14 protein-coding genes and 1 riboswitch are annotated in these 15,869 nt (G+C 74.2%); of the genes, 5 read left to right on the top strand and 9 right to left on the bottom strand.

Features of this window, described 5'->3' with window-relative positions:
- Positions 1-27: 27 nt before the first annotated feature.
- Positions 28-951, bottom strand: a complete 924-nt coding sequence (locus MicB006_RS07575) for an ornithine cyclodeaminase family protein (protein WP_116504822.1) — start codon at positions 949-951, stop codon at positions 28-30.
- A 96-nt stretch (positions 952-1,047) separates the two neighbouring features.
- Positions 1,048-1,113, top strand: a riboswitch (guanidine-III (ykkC-III) riboswitch).
- A gap of 57 nt (positions 1,114-1,170) precedes the next feature.
- Between MicB006_RS07575 and MicB006_RS07570 the strand changes: the two genes are divergently transcribed.
- Together MicB006_RS07570 and MicB006_RS07565 are read left to right on the top strand one after the other, a co-directional pair.
- Positions 1,171-1,485 carry a multidrug efflux SMR transporter gene (locus tag MicB006_RS07570; RefSeq protein WP_116504820.1) on the top strand — a complete coding sequence of 105 codons (315 nt, stop codon included), beginning with the start codon at positions 1,171-1,173 and terminating at the stop codon, positions 1,483-1,485.
- An 84-nt stretch (positions 1,486-1,569) separates the two neighbouring features.
- A complete protein-coding gene (locus MicB006_RS07565) occupies positions 1,570-1,812 on the top strand; it encodes a hypothetical protein (protein ID WP_013474454.1) in 243 nt (80 codons plus the stop codon).
- 63 nt (positions 1,813-1,875) lie between these two features.
- On the opposite strand, the gene MicB006_RS07560 is transcribed toward MicB006_RS07565, so the two are convergent.
- Positions 1,876-4,332, bottom strand: coding sequence for a DNA translocase FtsK (locus tag MicB006_RS07560; protein ID WP_116504819.1), 2,457 nt, complete (start codon positions 4,330-4,332; stop codon positions 1,876-1,878).
- Positions 4,333-4,445: 113 nt separating this feature from the next.
- Between MicB006_RS07560 and MicB006_RS07555 the strand changes: the two genes are divergently transcribed.
- Both MicB006_RS07555 and MicB006_RS07550 read left to right on the top strand, forming a co-directional pair.
- Entirely contained in the window at positions 4,446-4,925 is a 480-nt protein-coding gene (locus tag MicB006_RS07555; protein ID WP_073830259.1) for a YbjN domain-containing protein, read from the top strand.
- Positions 4,922-6,574: a YbjN domain-containing protein gene (locus tag MicB006_RS07550; protein WP_116504817.1), complete on the top strand. Its 1,653-nt coding sequence runs from the start codon at positions 4,922-4,924 to the stop codon at positions 6,572-6,574. The genes MicB006_RS07555 and MicB006_RS07550 overlap by 4 nt, the downstream gene beginning before the upstream one ends.
- A gap of 92 nt (positions 6,575-6,666) precedes the next feature.
- On the opposite strand, the gene MicB006_RS07545 is transcribed toward MicB006_RS07550, so the two are convergent.
- The 6 genes from MicB006_RS07545 to MicB006_RS07520 form a co-directional block, all read right to left on the bottom strand.
- Positions 6,667-8,217, bottom strand: a complete 1,551-nt coding sequence (locus MicB006_RS07545; protein ID WP_116504815.1) for a S1 family peptidase — start codon at positions 8,215-8,217, stop codon at positions 6,667-6,669.
- A gap of 174 nt (positions 8,218-8,391) precedes the next feature.
- Complete coding sequence (locus MicB006_RS07540; RefSeq protein ID WP_073830262.1) at positions 8,392-10,080, bottom strand: ribonuclease J; 1,689 nt, start codon at positions 10,078-10,080, stop codon at positions 8,392-8,394.
- 51 nt (positions 10,081-10,131) lie between these two features.
- Complete coding sequence (gene dapA, locus MicB006_RS07535) at positions 10,132-11,058, bottom strand: 4-hydroxy-tetrahydrodipicolinate synthase (protein ID WP_116504813.1); 927 nt, start codon at positions 11,056-11,058, stop codon at positions 10,132-10,134.
- A 52-nt stretch (positions 11,059-11,110) separates the two neighbouring features.
- Positions 11,111-11,848, bottom strand: a complete 738-nt coding sequence (gene thyX, locus MicB006_RS07530) for an FAD-dependent thymidylate synthase (protein ID WP_064447262.1) — start codon at positions 11,846-11,848, stop codon at positions 11,111-11,113.
- A 239-nt stretch (positions 11,849-12,087) separates the two neighbouring features.
- A complete protein-coding gene (locus tag MicB006_RS07525) occupies positions 12,088-12,795 on the bottom strand; it encodes a DUF2752 domain-containing protein (RefSeq protein WP_370013428.1) in 708 nt (235 codons plus the stop codon).
- Entirely contained in the window at positions 12,785-14,008 is a 1,224-nt protein-coding gene (locus MicB006_RS07520; RefSeq protein WP_116504811.1) for a winged helix-turn-helix domain-containing protein, read from the bottom strand. Before MicB006_RS07520 ends, MicB006_RS07525 begins: the two co-directional genes overlap by 11 nt.
- A gap of 97 nt (positions 14,009-14,105) precedes the next feature.
- Here MicB006_RS07520 and MicB006_RS07515 point away from each other — a divergent pair, with 97 nt between their 5' ends.
- The gene (locus MicB006_RS07515; protein WP_116504810.1) at positions 14,106-14,651 is read left to right on the top strand and encodes a GNAT family N-acetyltransferase; all 546 of its coding nucleotides are present in this window, start codon (positions 14,106-14,108) and stop codon (positions 14,649-14,651) included.
- On the opposite strand, the gene MicB006_RS07510 is transcribed toward MicB006_RS07515, so the two are convergent.
- A complete protein-coding gene (locus tag MicB006_RS07510; RefSeq protein WP_116511238.1) occupies positions 14,556-15,860 on the bottom strand; it encodes a glycosyltransferase family 87 protein in 1,305 nt (434 codons plus the stop codon). The genes MicB006_RS07515 and MicB006_RS07510 overlap by 96 nt on opposite strands.
- Positions 15,861-15,869 lie beyond the last annotated feature (9 nt).

The following is a 15,869-nucleotide window of genomic DNA, read 5'->3' as shown; positions in this document are numbered from 1 at the left end:
CACCGCCACGCCGCCCGTCCGGCGCGCTCAGCGGGCGGGAGCAGCCACACGGGCCAGCCGGTCGAGGAGGAACACCTCCGTACCGGCCAGGCCGGTGGAGCAGAAGACCGAGATCTGGTCCGCGCCGGTCCGGCCGGGAACCGCCCCGGCCAGCACCGCGCCCAGGTCGCGCAACCGCCCGGCGTACGGCTCGACGGCGGCGAGCATCGGCGGGACGTACGCGGCGGCCTGCCCCGGCGAGTCGGTGACCAGCAGGTCGGCGGCATCGAGCAGGTCGGTGCCGAACTCGTGCCGGTCGGTCTGCTTGAAACCGACCGTGTTGACGTGCGTGCCGGGCGCCAGGTCGGCGGCGTCCAGCACCGGGACGGTGCTCGTGGTGGCGAGCACCACCACGTCCCGGTCGCGCACCGCGGCGGCGGCCGAGCCGACGGCGCGGGCCGGCACGCCCAGCTCGGCGCGGACCCGCGCGGCGAACGCCTCCCGCCGGGCCGCCGAGCGGCTGTGGACGGTCACCTCGCGCAGCGGCCGGACCGCCGCCGCGGCCCAGACCTGGGTCCACGCCTGCCGCCCGGAACCCACCACGCCGAGCGTGGCGGCGTCCGCGCGGGCCAGCGCGTCCACCGCCACGCCACCGAGTCCTCCGGTACGCCGGGAGCCGAGTTCCTCGCCGACGGCGATGGCGCGTACCGCTCCGGTGCTCGCGTCGTGCAGCACGACGAGTTGACCGCTCTCCGGGCGGCCGAACGTGTCGTACGAGCGGAAGCCGTACCACTCGCCGGTGAGGTGCCCGGCGGTGAGCACCATCCGGCCCCCGCCCAGCGGCGCGGACGCCCGGGGCGGGGCGATGAGCCGCCCGGCGTACGCGGCCAGCAGCGCGTCCCGCATGGCCGCGACGGTGAGCGGGGCGCCCACGGCGGCCGCGACGTCGTCGTCGGAGAAGAGCACGGTCATGCGGTCAATCCTGCAACCTCAAGTTGACGTCAACTCCACCCGAGGTGGGCTTTCTCACCCCGCCACCGGTCCGCCCCGGCCGGTGCTACCGTCGGCCACGACGGCCCACGGGCCGTCCCGGACGAGTGGTGGGCGTACCCGGTCAGGCCAAGACGCCCCGCGTGACCCAACCGTCGCCCGGCCCGCTCCGCGCCGGGCCCGCCCGTCAGAGGTGATCTCATGGCCTGGCTCGTACTGGTGCTCTCCGGACTCCTGGAGACCGCGTGGGCGATCGCGCTCGATCGCAGCGCCGGCTTCACCCGCCCCCTCCCCTCCGCCGTCTTCGCCGTGACGCTCGTCGGCAGCATGGCCGGCCTGGCGTACGCGCTGCGCGACATCCCGGTCGGCACCGGATACGCGGTGTGGGTCGGTATCGGGGCGGTGGGCACCGCGCTGGTCGGCATGCTCGCGCTCGGCGAGCCGGTGAACCTGCCGCGCGTCGCGTGCCTGCTGCTGGTGGTCGCCGGCGTGATCGGGCTCAAGCTCTTCGGCTGATCATCCGCATCCGGTTTGGACGATGCGACGCCCGGGGTACCCGGTCTCCCGTTGACCGACAGAGCGATCATCACGGAGGACCCCATGGCCGACATGCACGCCAGCGCCCGTCCGCGCAGCAACGCCGCCCGGATCTGCACGATCGTCGCGTTCGTCTTCGCGGCTCTCGCGATCTTCCTGTCCCCGCTGATCTTCGGCGTCCTCGGCCTGATCCTCGGCATCGTCGGCGCGGTCCTCGGCGACAAGCCGCTGGGCTGGTACGCCGCCGCCGCGAGCGTGGTCGGCGCGATCATCGGCGCCGTGCTCGTCGCCGCGCTGCTCAACTGACCCGGAACCGCCCACGGCGGCTCCCACCTGATGGTGGGGGCCGCCGTGGTGCGTCGTGGGTCGTCAGTCCTCGCCGCCGCGCAGCCCGGCCAGGACCTCCTCCAGCTCGTCCGGCTTGACCAGCACGTCGCGGGCCTTGGAGCCCTCGGACGGCCCGACCACGCCGCGCGTCTCCATCAGGTCCATCAGCCGGCCCGCCTTGGCGAAGCCCACCCGCAGCTTGCGCTGGAGCATCGAGGTCGAGCCGAACTGCGAGGTGACCACCAGCTCGACCGCCTGCACGAGCAGGTCCAGGTCGTCGCCGATGTCCTCGTCGATCTTCTTCTTGCTGTCCTGCGCCGGGGCGAGCACGTCCGGACGGAACTCCGGCTCCCGCTGGTCCTTGCAGAACTTGACCACGTCGGCGATCTCGCGCTCGGTCACCCAGGCGCCCTGGATGCGCTGCGGCTTCGACGCGCCCATCGGCAGGAACAGGCCGTCGCCGCGGCCGAGCAGCTTCTCCGCGCCGGGCTGGTCCAGGATGACCCGCGAGTCGGCGAGCGAGGAGGTGGCGAACGCGAGCCGGGACGGCACGTTCGCCTTGATCAGGCCGGTGACCACGTCGACCGAGGGACGCTGGGTGGCCAGCACCAGGTGGATGCCGGCGGCCCGGGCGAGCTGGGTGATCCGGACGATGGAGTCCTCCACGTCGCGCGGCGCGACCATCATCAGGTCGGCCAGCTCGTCCACGATCACCAGCAGGTACGGGTACGGCCGCATCTCCCGCTCGCTGCCCGGCGGGGCCTTGATCTCGCCGTTGCGCACCTTGCGGTTGAAGTCGTCGATGTGGCGGACCCCGTTGGCGGCGAGGTCGTCGTAGCGCATGTCCATCTCGCGCACGACCCACTCCAGCGAGTCGGCCGCCTTCTTCGGGTTCGTCACGATCGGCGTGACCAGGTGCGGGATGCCCTCGTAGCCGGTCATCTCGACCCGCTTCGGGTCGATCAGCAGCAGCCGTACCTCGTCCGGCGTGGCCCGGGTCAGGACGGACACCAGCAGCGAGTTCAGGCAGGACGACTTGCCCGCGCCGGTCGCGCCCGCGATCAGGATGTGCGGCATCTTCGCGAGGTTGGCCACCACGTAGCCGCCCTCGATGTCCTTGCCCAGCGCCACCACCATCGGGTGGTGGTCGCTGGTCGCGGCGCGCGAGCGCAGCACGTCGCCGAGCGACACGTTCTCCGGGTCGGTGTTCGGGATCTCCACACCGACCGCGCTCTTGCCCGGGATCGGGCTGAGGATGCGCACGTCCGGCGACTTCACCGCGTACGCGATGTTGCGGGAGAGCTGGGTGATCCGCTCGACCTTCACGCCCGGACCCAGCTCGACCTCGTAGCGGGTCACGGTCGGCCCGCGGGTGAAGCCGGTGACCGCGGCGTCCACGTCGAACTGCTCGAAGACGCCGGTGAGCGCGGCGATCACCTCGTCGTTGGCCTTGCTCCGGGTCTTCGGCGCGGCGCCGCTGCCGAGCATGTTCGCCGGCGGCAGCGTGTAGTCGCCGGCCAGCCCGGTGAGCGCGAGCTGCTCGGCGCGGGTGGGCAGCGGCGAGTGCTCCGGCGGCTCGACCGGCTTGCGGTTCGCCGGCACGCGCGGCGTCTTGCGCGGCAGCACGATGGTTTCCTGAAGGTCGACGCCGGCCAGCTCGTCGTCCGGGTCCAGTGGCTCCAGCGGCGAGGACAGCCGCTTCGCCGGCCGCTTGCGGGCCGGCTTCGCCGCCGCCTCGGCCCCGGCTTCCTCCTCGTCGTCCTCGGGCACGCCCGGATCACCGCGCAGGCCCAGCCGCTCCGGGATCTTGTTGATCGGGGTCGCGGTGACCACGAGCAGGCCGAACACCAGCAGCAGGAGCAGCAGCGGCATCGCCACCCAGGCGGTCACCGCCGACTTCAGCAGGTCGCCCACGCCCGCGCCGAGCAGGCCGCCGGCGTAGTCGCGCTGGACCTCGTCGACCGGGTTCTGCCCGATGTGCAGCATCGAGGCGGTCGCCAGCATCATCGAGCCCCAGCCGACCAGGCCACGCCCGCGGTGCTCCGGGTCGGCCGGGGTCCGCATCAGCCGCCACGCGCCCACCATGAACAGCACCGGCAGGATGATCGAGATGGCGCCGATGAACAGGCGTACGGTGTCGGCCAGGTGCCGGCCCACCGGCCCGGCCCCGCCGCCCCAGATGCCCACCGCGCTGAGGATGGCCAGGCCGAACAGCAGCAGCCCGGCGCCGTCGCGGCGGTGCTCCGGATCCAGCTCCCGGGTGGACGCGGCCTGCCGGCCGGCGGCCCGGAACCCCCAGCCCACCGTGTGGGCCAGCCCCATCCAGACGGCGCCCGCGGCCCGGCCGACGAACGCGGCCGGAGCCGGCCCGCGGCGCGCCGGCCGCCGCGCCGGTTTCCGCGCCGCCGCCTTCTTCGCCGGCTGACGGGCGCGGTTGTTCGTGGTGCCACGCGGCGACGCGCCGCGCCGCCGGCTCGCCTGAGAGGTACGCCCCGCCATAGAGTCACGGTAACGGCGGCACCCGGTGGAACGCCGCTTTTCCGGGTCGTGTCCGCGCGTCGCAGCACGGGTCGGACCGTCGTTTGTGTTATTCGCCTCAGAAGGGATGCCCGATGGCGTCGCCGGAGATCGAGGACGGTCCGGACGGTCCGCTGACCGGACACCCGCAGGCGCTGCGCCCGCTGACCGGCGAGCTGATCGCCGCGGTGGCGGCCCACCGGGGGTACGCGGTGGTCGAGGAGCCCGACGGCGCGCTCGTGGGCCGCTGGGAACGGAACCTGATCTGGTTCCACCGCCGGGGCGCGGCCGGTGAGCTGCTCCAGGTACGCACCGTCGTCGCGCGGCACTTCGGCATCGAGCACGTGCCCGAGCTGCACGTCTTCTGCAACATGTGGAACCACGACCGGCTCTGGCCGAAGGCGTACGTGCACGTCGCCGACGACGGGTCGGCCCAGATCTGCGGCGAGGTCACCACCGACCTGGAGCGCGGGGTCACACCGCACCAGCTCGACCGGCTGGTCGACTGCGGTGTCACCACCGGCTGCCAGCTGGCCGCCGCCGTCGAGGAGCTGACCGGCGGGACGCTCCGATGACCACGGCCCGCGACCGAGGGCTGGCCGCCGCGCTCGCCGACGCCCGGGACCGGCCCGACGGCGAGGAGCGCTGCGCCGAGCTGGAGAGGATCGCCTCCCGCGCGGACGCCACCGGTGACCCGCGTACCGCCCTGTCGGCGCGGTTCGCGCTGGTCGAGGCGTACCTGCACCTGGGTGAGCGGTGGCGCACCGTGGAACCGGTCCGGCGGATGCGGGAGACGGTGGCGCGGCACCCAGGGCTGCTGGACGCCCGCCCCGACGAGCTGACCCGGCTGCGCCGGCACCAGCGGCAGGCGGTGGAGGCGCTGTTCGGCACGCCCCGGGTCGGCCTGGACCAGGCCCGGTCCCTGTTGGACGCGCTCGCCGGGGAGCTGGGCGAGGACGCCGCGCCGGTCGCGGAGCTGCGGTGCCGCGTCGCCGACCACCTCGGCGACGAGCCGGCCGCCCGGCGGGCATACGAACGCTGGTCGGCAGCCGACGCCACGGACCCGGTGGGCGGCTGCCCGGGCTGCGCCCCGGCGCGACGGGCCGAGCTGCTGGCGGGCTGGGGCGAGCCGGAGGCGGCGCTGGCGGCGCTGGCGCCGGCGCTGACCGGCTGGGTCGCGCCGCAGACGCCACCGACCCGGCGGGGTGAGCGGCAGGCCGCCGCGGCCGCGGCCGGGGCGACGGTCTGCACCGACCAGCCCGAACGGGCGCTCGCCGTGGGACTGCTGCCGTGGCTGCGTACCGGCGCGGTGACCGAGGCGGCCCGGGCGCACGTGCGCGCGTACCGCCGGCACCGGCGTGAGCGGGCCGCGTTCGGAATGCTCGCCACGCACCTGCGCTTCTGCGCGCTGGGCGGCTACCTGCACCGCGGGCTGGAGGTGCTGACCGAGCAGCTGCCCCGGCTGGACCACCCGGCCGACGATCTGTCCGCGATGGAGTTCGCGGCGGCCGGCGCGCTGCTCTGCGGGCTGGCCGCCGAGGCCGGGCTCGGCGGGCGGCGGATCCACCGCCCCGGGCACGGTTCGCGGCCGGCGGCCGAGGTCGACGTGGCGACACTCGGGGCGCAGCTCCAGGCGCTGGCCACGGCGCTCGCCGGCAGCTTCGACGCCCGCAACGGCACCGGGCACCAGTCCGGTCGGATCGCCTCCTGGCTGGCCGAGCGGCCGCTCGCCGCGCCGGTCTCGCTCGCCGCCGAGAGCGAGTTCGACGAGGAGCCGGAACCGGACCCGGCCGAGCCCGGCCCGCCCGGCCCGGAGGAGCCGGCCCCGCTGGACGCGGCGCTGCTCGCCGCCGCGCTCGACGCCCGGGGCGAGCCGTACACGCCTGAGCCGGACGGCACACTCGTCGGCCGCTGGGGCGAGGCGACGATCCAGTTCCGTCTGCTCGGCCGCCACTGTGACGTGCTGCACGCCCGGGTGGTGGCGGCGCGCACGCTGCCGGCCGAGCGGCGCGCCGAGGCGTACGCGTTCTGCAACGCCTGGAACCACGACCGGCTGCTGCCCGCCGCCTACGTGCACGAGCCCGGCGACGGGACGCTGGTGCTGGCGGCGGGCGTCTCCACGGACCTGTCCTGCGGGGTCGCCCCGGCGCAGCTGGAGGTGCTGGTGGCCGCGGCGGTCCGCACCGGCGCCGCGTACGCCGAAGCGGTAGCCGCCCTGGCCTGACTCCCGCCGCCCCAACCGGCCGACCGGCGACGCGGCGCGGCCCCCGAACCACCGGGCGGTGGTGGTCGGGGGCCGCGGTCTCGGTGCGGCGGTCAGCGGGCGGAGAACGCCAGCGTGTACTCGCCGGAGCCGGACAGTCCGGTCACCCGGTACCGGTAGGCGCCGGCCGGGCCCTCGGCGGTCAGCCGGGCCACGCCGTCGGCGCTGGTGGCGCGGGCCACCGTGCGGAACGCGCCATTGGTGAAGCGTTGCAGCTCCAACGTCACCCGGACGCCGTCCGGCGCGGCCAGGCACGCCTCCTGGGTGCCGCCCGGCACCCGGAAGAAGCGCCCGTCCGGCTGCACCTGGACCCGCCCGGCGGCGATCCGGCCGGTCCGGCTCACCTGGCCGGCGCACTCGGTGTCGCCGGCCGGCGGGGTGGGCGGGACGGTCGACGGCGGGGTGGTCTCCCCGCCACCGGCCGGCGGCTGCGTCGGGGCCGGCTGGTCACCGGCGGTGACGAGCGTGAGGTTGTTGCGCTGGAGGATCTCGTTGACCGGCTGGAAGAACGTGACACCGCCCCGGGTGCAGTCGCCGGAGCCGCCGGAGGTGACGCCCTGCGCCTGGTCGCCGGAGAGCCACGCGCCGCCCGAGTCGCCCGGCTCGGCGCAGACGTTCGTCCGGGTCAGCCCGGTGACAGTCCCCTCCGGATAGTTGACAGTGGCGTTCTTGGCCTGGACCAGGCCGCAGCGGGTGCCGGTGGTGGAGCCGGAGCGGCAGACCGAGGCCCCGACCGGCGCCTCGGTGGAGCCGTTCACCGCCACCGTGCCGCCGTCGTTGAAGTCGGTCACCACGCCCTGCGGCGTCCAGTCGCCGTTGACCCGCACGAACGCCCAGTCGTCGCCGGGGAACGAGGAGGCCGCGAACGTCCCCTGGGCGACCCGGTTGGATCCGGTGGTGCGGTCCCCCGGCCGGCCGCAGTGCCCGGCGGTGACGAATCCGCCCACCACCGAGAAGCCGACCGAGCAGCGGCCGGCGTTGTTGATGAAGAAGGCGTCGCCGCCCCGCACGTCGAACAGCGGACGCGGGGCCTCGTCGGCGGTGCGCACCCGGACCATCGCGGTCTTCGACCCCGCGGCGGCGGCGAACCGTCGGCCGTCGGCCTCCGCGCCCGGACGGGCCACCACCACTACCGCGTTGTCGGTCACGTCGACGTACCAGCCGGCGATGTCCGGGCTGGCCGCGCCGCCCGCCGCGTCGAGCCGGGACTTCACCGCGTCCAGCTCGGCGACACCGCGGGCGACCCGGTTCGGGACCGCGCCGGCGGCCTTGACCCGCGCCTCGCCGGCCGCGTCGGCCACCGCCACGGTGAGCGTCGCGCCGTCCGCGCTGAGCCAGCTGCCCCCGTACCCGGCGCCGAGTTCGGTACGCAGCCGGGTGACGGTGCCGGCCGCCCACCGCTCGGTGCGCAGCCGCTTCACCGCCTGGTCACGGGTGAGCGAGAGATCGCGGCCCATCGCGTCCAGGACCTCCGGGGCGACGCCGTCGGTGGCCGGCGCGGCCCGCCGGGGTTCCTCGCCGGCGAACGACGGTACGGTCACCGCCGCCGTCAACCCGGCCGCCGCCACCAGTACGCCGATGGCTGTCATCCGTCTGCGGTCCATCCGCCACGCTCCTCCCGGCCGGCGCAGGGGCACGCCGGCCGTCCCGGAGTACGGAGACGGACGCCGATCGGATGAGGGTTACCGGAGGGTTTCGACGCGGCGTGTCGGGACGTACCCGGAAAGCGACGGCGCCGGCCCACCGTGGACGGTGGACCGGCGCGCGGCGCGGTCGGGTCAGACCTCGACGACTGTCGGGACGATCATCGGCCGGCGGCGGTAGGCGTCGTTGACCCAGCGTCCCACGGTGCGGCGGACGATCTGCTGGAGCTGGTGCGGGTCGGTGATGCCGTCCGCGGCGGCCCGGTTCAGCGCCTCGGTGACCAGCGGGATCACCGCGTTGAAGGCGGCCTGGTCCTCGGAGAAGCCCTTCGCCGAGACGGTCGGCCCGGCCACCACCTTGCCGGTGACCGAGTCGACAACGACCGTCGCGGCGATGAACCCGCCGTCGCCGAGGATCCGGCGCTCGGTGAGCAGCGACTCGCTGACGTCGCCGACGGCGAGACCGTCGACGTAGACGTACCGGCTCTTGACCCGCCCGACCAGGCTGGCGCGGCCCTCGACCAGGTCGACCACGTCGCCGTCCTCGCAGAGCACGACCCGGTCCGGCGCGACGCCGGACTCGATGCCGAGCCGGGCGTGCGCCCGCAGGTGCCGCCACTCGCCGTGCACCGGCATCAGGTTGCTCGGGCGTACGACGTTGAGCAGGTAGAGCAGCTCGCCGGCCGGGGCGTGGCCGGAGACGTGCACCTTCGCCACGTCCTTGTGCACCACCACGGCGCCGGCGCGGGCCAGCCGGTTGATCACCCGGTAGACCGACGTCTCGTTGCCGGGCACCAGCGAGGACGCCAGCACCACGGTGTCGCCGGGCGCGATGGTGATGTGCCGGTGGTCGCCGCTGGCCATCCGGCCCAGCGCGCTCATCGGCTCGCCCTGCGACCCGGTGGACATCAGCACGATCTGCTCGGGCGGCAGGTTGGTGGCCTCCTCGATGCCGACCACCAGGCCGGCCGGGATGTTGAGCAGGCCCAGGTCGCGGGCGATGCCCATGTTGCGGACCATGGACCGGCCGATCAGCGCCACCTTGCGGCCGTGCTCCGCCGCCGAGTCGAAGACCTGCTGCACCCGGTGCACGTGCGAGGCGAACGAGGCGACGATGATCCGCCCCTTGGCCTTCGCGAAGATCGAGTCCAGGACCGGGCCGATCTCCCGCTCCGGCGTGACGAAGCCGGGGATCTCCGCGTTCGTCGAGTCGGACAGCAGCAGGTCGACGCCCTCGGCGCCGAGCCGGGCGAACCCGGCCAGGTCGGTGATCCGCCCGTCCAGCGGAAGCTGGTCCATCTTGAAGTCGCCGGTGTGCAGCACCAGGCCGGCCGGCGTACGGATGGCCACCGCCAGCGCGTCCGGGATCGAGTGGTTCACCGCGAAGAACTCGCACTCGAACGGGCCCAGCCGTTCCCGGCCGCCCTCCCGCACGGTCAGCGTGTACGGCTGGATCCGCCGCTCGGCCAGCTTCGCCTCGACGAGCGCGAGCGTGAACTGGGAGCCGACGAGCGGGATGTCCGGCTTGTGGGCGAGCAGGTACGGCACCGCGCCGATGTGGTCCTCGTGGCCGTGCGTGAGCACGATCGCCTGCACGTCGGCCAGCCGGTCCAGGATCGGGGCGAAGTCGGGCAGGATCAGGTCCACGCCCGGCTGCTCGACGTCGGGGAACAGCACCCCGCAGTCGACGATGAGCAGCTTGCCATCGTACTCGAAGACGGTCATGTTCCGGCCGATGGCGCCGAGTCCGCCGAGCGGGATGATCCGCAGGCCGCCCTCGGGCAGCGGCGGGGGCAGCTCACTCTCGATGTGCGCCTCGGTCACGCGTCACCTCATTCTGCGACGCCGTCGCGCGGCGTCCGTCGTGTCGTTTGTTCATTCGGGCAGGGGCAGGCCCGCCGCGGCGCAGTCGGCGCGCAGCTGGGCCAGTTCGTCGCCGGTGGCGTCCACCAGCGGCGGTCGCACCGGGCCGGCCGGGCGGCCCTGGGCCGCGAGACCCGCCTTGACCAGGATCGTGCCCTGGGTGCGGAAGATGCCGGTGTAGAGCGGCAGCAGTTGCCGGTGCAGCGCGAGCGCGCCGGCGTTGTCGCCCGCCACGAACGCGTCGATCATCTGCTTGGTCAGCGCGCCGGTGAAGTGGGTGGAGGTGCCGACCACGCCGACCGCGCCGACCGACAGCAGCGGCAGCGTGAGCGCGTCCTCGCCGCTGTAGTAGGCCAGGTCGGTGCGGCTGAGCACCTCCGCGGTGGCGAACAGGTCGCCCTTGGCGTCCTTGACGGCGACGATCCGGCCGTGCTCGGCCAGCTTCACGAGCGTCTCGGTGGCGATCGCCACACCGGAGCGGTGCGGGATGTCGTAGACCATGACCGGCAGGCCGGTGGCGTCCGCGACGGTGGTGAAGTGACGCAGCAGCCCGGCCTGCGGCGGCTTGTTGTAGTACGGCGTCACCACCAGCAGGCCGTGCGCGCCGGCCTTCTCGGCCTGTGCGGCCAGCTCGACGGTGTGCCGGGTGTCGTTGGTGCCCACCCCGGCGACGATCCGGGCCCGGTCGCCGACCGCCTCGACCACGGCGCGGATCAGCGACTCCTTCTCCGCGTCGGTGGTGGTCGGGGACTCGCCGGTGGTGCCGTTGAGGACCAGCGCGTCGTTGCTCTGCTCGTCCACGAGGTATTCGGCCAGCCGGACGGCGCCGTCCAGGTCCAGCCCGCCGTCCGGCGTGAACGGGGTCACCATGGCCGTCATCACACGCCCGAACGGGCGCGACGCGCCCCGGCCCGGGTCGGTGGAGTGGTCGTGCGTCATGCTCACAACCTAGCGGACGACCACCGGTGGCCCGGCGGCGAAGGGTGACGAGTCACTCGGCGTACGGGGAGGCCGCCACCTCGGTGCCGTCGGGCAGGGTGGAGATCTCGAAATCGGCGAAGACGTTCGGCGCGACACCCTTGAGCTGCCGCAGGCACTCGACCGCCAGCTCGCGGATCTCCACGTCGGCGTGCTCGGTGGCGCGCATCTTGACGAAGTGCCGCCACGCCCGGTAGTTGCCGGTCACCACGATCCGGGTCTCGGTCGCGTTCGGCAGCACCGCCCGGGCCGCCTGGCGCGCCTGCTTGCGGCGCAGCGTCGGGTTGGGCTCGTCGGTGAAGCGGGCCTCCAGCCCCTCCAGCAACTCGGTGTACGCCCGCACCGCCGCGTCGGTGGCCTCGACGAACTTCTTGTGCAGCTCCGGGTCGTCGGCGATCACCGACGGCTCGACCATCGCCGCGTCCCGCTCCGGCACGTACCGCTGGGAGAGCTGCGAGTAGGAGAAGTGCCGGTGCCGGATCAGCTCGTGCGTGAACGAGCGCGACACGCCGCTGAAGTAGAAGCTCACCGAGCCGTGCTCCAGCACGCTCAGGTGGCCGACCTCCAGGATGTGCGCCAGGTAGCCCGCGTTGGTGGCGGTGGCCGGGTTCGGCTTCTTCCAGCTCTGGTAGCAGGCCCGGCCGGCGAACTCGGCGAGCGCCTGCCCGCCGTCGGCGTCGGTGGACCAGGGCACCTCTTCCGGCGCCTGGAACTGGGTCCACGCGATCAACTTGACCTGGGGCTGCACCATCTCCGGCATTCCTGCGACTGTAGTTGGCCCGCGCCCGGCGAGGAAATCGGGCACGCGGCAGCGCCGCCGCTCCAGATCTGGAGATCTTGGTAGGAGAAGGCCCCTATATAGGGGCGCTACGCTTCCAAGATCTCCCCTCGTCCCACCTTTCGGGACATCGATTCCGACTAGCGGGATCGGTGCGACAGCGTCGGTGAAGCCGCCGGTGCGGTACGCGACCAACCGCGTCCGGCGGGACGCTAGACGTAGAGCGAGGTGAAGGGCGCCCAGGGCAGGTTGCGGGCCACCGAGAAGACACCCCAGGCGGCCAGGAACAACCCGATGGCCTTGGGGCTGAACCGCGGCTCCGGCAGCTTCCAGCCGAACGCCCGGTTGCCGGCCCAGGCCACGAAGAGCCAGGTCAGGAACGGCAGCGCGAACACGAACAGGAAGTGGTGCCGGGCGGCGGCCGGCAGGTCGCCGTGCAGCACGTACCAGAGCGCGCGGGTGCCGCCGCAGCCCGGGCAGTCGAGCCCGGTGGTGAGCTTGAGCAGGCAGGTCGGGCGAGCGTCCGGGTCGCTCTGGGTCGGGTTGCTGATCAGCGCGTACGCCAAGCCGAGGACGACGCAGCCGAGCGCGGCCAGCGGCACCGCCCAGCGCGGGGCGCGGGCGTGCAGGCGCAGGACCATGCGGGTGAACCGGTCGGTCTCGACCGGCTGGTACGCGACCGGGTACGGCCCCTGCCACGGCCCGTCGGGCGCGCCGGCCGGAGCGTGCGGCCCGGCGTGAACATGCGGCCCGGCGTGAACATGCGGCCCGGCGTGGGCGTGCGGCTCGGCGCCCGAAGGCGGCCCGGCGTGGGCGTGCGCCCCGGCATGCGCGAGCGAGGGCGCCGACGGGTGCGGGTCGGCGTGCGGGTCGGGCTCGGTGGCAGGCCGGTCAACGCTCGTCACGCGCTCACCGTACACCCGCCACGCCCACCAGCGCGGCGGCCAGCGGCGCCGCCAGATCGCCCGCCGCCGGCGGGGCGACCGCCTCCAGGCCGAGCCAGCCGGCCAGCCGGTACAGCTCGGCGGCGAGCGCCACAGCGGTCTCCCCCGGGTCGGCGCCCGGCTCGACCCAGGCCGCCGGCACCAGCAGCACGCCGGCCTTCCGGTCCGCCTTGAGGTCGACGCGCGCGGTGAAGCGCTCGCCCTGGCGGAACGGCAGCACGTAGTAGCCGTACACCCGCTTCGGCGCCGGCACGTAGATCTCGATCCGGTAGGTGAAGCCGAACAGCCGCTCCGTGCGCGCCCGCTCCCAGACCAGCGGGTCGAACGGGCTGACCAGCGTGTTCCCGCGTACCCAGCGGGGCATCCGGGCGTCGGCGTGCAGATAGGCGGGATGCCGCCAGCCCTGCACCGTGACCGGGGTCAGCTCGCCCGCCTCGACCAGCTCGGCCACCGCCTGCCGCGCACCGGCCACCGGCAGCCGGAAGTAGTCGCGCAGCTCTGGCTCGGCCGCCACGCCGAGCGACCGGGCCGCGATCGAGACGAGAGCCCGGTACGCCTCGGCGTCGGTCGGGGTGGGCGCGTCCAGCACGGCGGCCGGGAGCACCCGCTCGGGCAGGTCGTAGCGGCGGGCGAACGAGTTGGTGCGGTCGGCGGCGGCGACCTCGCCGGCCCAGAACATGAACTCCAGCGCCCGCTTCACGACGGACCAGTTCCAGCCCCAGTTGCCGGTCTCGCGAGGCGCGTCGTGCTCGATCTCGGCGGCGGTCAGCGGGCCCCGGGCGGCCACCTCGTCGCGGACCCAGGCGAGCAGCCCGGGCTGCTCCTCGGCGATCTGGCGCATGCCGCCCCACGCCTCGTCGCGGGCCTTCGCCATCCGCCAGCGCAGCGCCGGGTGCAGCCCGACCGGCACCAGCGACGCCTCGTGCGCCCAGTATTCGAACAGCTCACGCGGGCGGCGATAGGCGGCGGTGTCCAGCAGCTCGGTCGGATAGGGCCCGAGCCGGCTGTAGAGCGGCAGGTAGTGCGCCCGCTGGAGCACGTTCACCGAGTCCATCTGGATCAGCCCGACCCGGTCGAGCACCCGGCGCAGATGCCGCCGGGTGGGCACGCCGGTGGGCGCCGGGTCGGCGAAGCCCTGTGCGGCCAGGGCCACCCGGCGGGCCTGGGCGAGGGAGAGCGATTCGGCCATCGTCGGCGACCCTAATCCAGCGGTCCGACACAATGCCGGACGCGGCGGGCGGGAGCGGCGGCTGGACCGATCGCCCGCCGGGGCATAGAACGGACAGGTGCTCACCATTCGCCGGGAGGAACCGGACGACGCCGAGGCGATCGCCCGGGTGCACGTCCACGGCTGGCAGGCCGGTTACGCCGGGATCATGCCCGCGGAGGTGCTGACCCGGCTGAACCCGCGCGCCTGGGCCCAGCGCCGCCGCGACCTCGGCACCGCCGACCCGGAGCACCCGTTCACCACGCTCGTCGCCGAGACCGGCGGGACGATCGTCGGTTTCACCACGTTCGGGCCGTACCGGAACAACCAGGACCGCGACGACCTCGACCCGGCCCACGGCGAGCTGGTGGCGATCTACCTGGAGCCCGCGCACTGGGGTTCCGGCGTCGCGCGGACGCTGCTCGCGGCGGCCCGGGACGGCCTGGCCGAGCGGGGCTGGACCGGGTACCGGCTCTGGGTGCTCGCCGACAACGCCCGGGCGCGCCGCTTCTACGAGCGGGCCGGGCACTCACCGGACGGTGAGGAGTCCACCTATCCGGTGCCGCTGTCCGGCGGACGCGCCCCGATCCTGCTCCGCGAGCTGCGGTACATCGCCGGAAGCTGACCCGGCCGGCGCGTCACCGGCGGGACGCGCGCCGCCCGTCGGCGTGAGCCAGCGGCGGATCGGCAGCCCGAGCAGCAGCGCCAGGCTGATCCACACGTACGTGTTGCTGCCGAGGAAGCCGTCCACGCCGGTGAAGTCCTTCTCCCAGGACCAGACGATCCGGCTGCACAGCAGCGCGTACCCGATCAACGCGGCGGCCAGCAGCAGACGGCGTCGCCGGCTGCGGGCGGGCGCCGCCATGCCGTTGTCGACGAGCAGGATCAGCCCGGGCAGCAGCCAGACCAGGTGGTGCACCCAGGTAACCGGGCTGACCAGGCACATCACGGCGCCGGTCAGGGCCAGGCCGGTGGCCTCGTCGCCGGCGGCCACCGCCGCCCGCGACCGCCACGCCCACACCACGAGCGTCACGAGTACGAGCAGCAGCCAGGCGATCGTGCTCGGGTGCTGCGGGTCGAGCCGGGCCACCACGCCGCGCAGCGACTGGTTGGAGACGAACGCCAGCTCGCCGACCCGGTCGGTGTTCCACAGCGCCTCGGTCCAGAACTCGCGGGAGGCGTCCGGAAAGAGGCCGGCGGCCACGAGCGTGGCGACGGCGGCCGTGCCGACAGTGGTCAGCGCGGCCCGCCAGCGGCCGGTGACCAGCAGGTAGACGATGAAGATGCCGGGCGTCAGCTTGATCGCGGTGGCCAGGCCGATGCCCACGCCCGCCCAGCGGCTGCGCGCCGGCAGCAGCCACAGCAGGTCCACCGCCACCAGGAACAGCAGCAGCATGTTGACCTGGCCGAAGTTGACCGTCTCCCGCATCGGCTCGTACGCGGCGGCCAGGCAGAGCGCGACGGCGAGGGCGAACCAGCGGGTCCAGCCGGAGCGGCGGGCCACCGGGTCCAGCAGCCGCCAGATCACCACGGCGCTCGCCAGCACCGTCAGCGTCACGCTCACCACGATCGCGGCGCCCCACGGCAGGTACGCCATGGGCAGCATCACCAGCGCGGCGAACGGCGGGTAGGTGAAGCCGTACTGGGTGCCGGACCGCAGGAAGTCGTAGATCTCGCCGCCGTCACGCGCCCAGTAGGTGAGCGCGCCGTAGTAGACCTGGAGGTCGAAGAAGCCGTGCCGCACAGCCGCCACGGACAGGAACACGGTGACCGCCGCGGCGAGCGCCGCCACGGCGACGGCCTGCGTGATCGTGCGCCCGGCACCCTGCGCCACCGTCACCCT

The organism is Micromonospora sp. B006, assembly GCF_003408515.1.
Classification (GTDB): Bacteria; Actinomycetota; Actinomycetes; order Mycobacteriales; family Micromonosporaceae; genus Micromonospora; species Micromonospora echinospora_A.
The sequence above is the reverse complement of the archived record's forward strand: the minus strand, read 5'-3'. Positions and strand labels throughout refer to the sequence as shown.